We start from the raw sequence: 1060 nt of genomic DNA, 5'->3' as shown, positions 1-1060 counted from the left end.
CTGTTACCGCCTCTTTAAACCATCCTATAGAATTCCAGCCTTTTTTAAGCTCTAACGTAAGTGATGTGATTTTGCTACCACAGAAAGTTGCAGCAGTGCTTTCAGTTACGTAGACTAAATACCCAATTCCTTTCTCAATTGCAAAATTATTTATTCCAGAGCCTTTAACATAAATTTCGAATTTTTCAGAACTTAAATTCCATCTCGCTACTTGAGTACAGTTTGTTATGTTCTGTGCAAGGCTTTCTGCAGTATGGGAAATATCTAATGCTAGATTGATAAAATTCCAACCTTTTTGCAGATTTAAAGTAACAGTTGAAACTTTCCATCCGAGCAGCCAAGTAACAGTACGATTCATTACAGTAGCTCTTATTGTAGCGTCGTCAATACCTTCAAATCCAAACCCGAAGTAGATAGCTCTGTAAGTTGCGCCTTCTACTCTGATAACGCCTCCTTTACCTGCGTAAGTGCCTGTGCTCCAAATAAATACTCTCTGTGCACTTGCTTTAGTCCAGTTAGCAGGGTTAATTGGATGAATAGTATCGTTTCTAGGCTCAATAACGCTTGGCTTCGTTTGCGCAACAGCATCGCCAGTAGAAATAGTTAATGATAATCCATCCCCAATAGGGTCGTTAGCTACACCTGTAAGTCCTGTTACACCTGAGTTATCTGCATCGTACTGAGTATGCAGAGTATCCCTATAGTAATAAGTGCACCACTGTTTTGTTTCGAGATTAGCATCTGCAACGAATAAACTACCGCCTGTAGCAAGGTAAGCCTCCTGCGACCTTATATCCCTACCCTTAAACCTTATAGAGCGATCGCCAGTAAACCAGATAACGCATTCAAATTGTCTGAGTGTGCATGCAGTTGAAGGCGTACCGTAGGCAGTCCTGTCCCAGAGCTCAGGTAACGCGCCTTCATATGCTTTTACATTCCAGTACTCGTAGCCTATACCGTTAGCGTCAAGGGCGTTTTTATAATAAGTCTCGTATGTATTCTCCGTCCCTGTGCCTGTATCATCATCTACAAGCAGAATTTTTTTGTCAGTTATTTTGAT

The 1060-nt window shown here is 41.0% G+C and carries 1 protein-coding gene; it reads right to left on the bottom strand.

Annotation, left to right across the window (positions count from 1 at the left end; translation table 11 throughout):
- Window positions 1-1060: hypothetical protein (locus QMD21_00950; GenBank protein ID MDI6855339.1), on the bottom strand; the 1060-nt coding region annotated here is incomplete at both ends.

The organism is Candidatus Thermoplasmatota archaeon, from assembly GCA_030018475.1.
Lineage (GTDB): Archaea > Thermoplasmatota > JASEFT01 > JASEFT01 > JASEFT01 > JASEFT01.
This window is presented reverse-complemented; position numbering and strand designations above follow the sequence as displayed.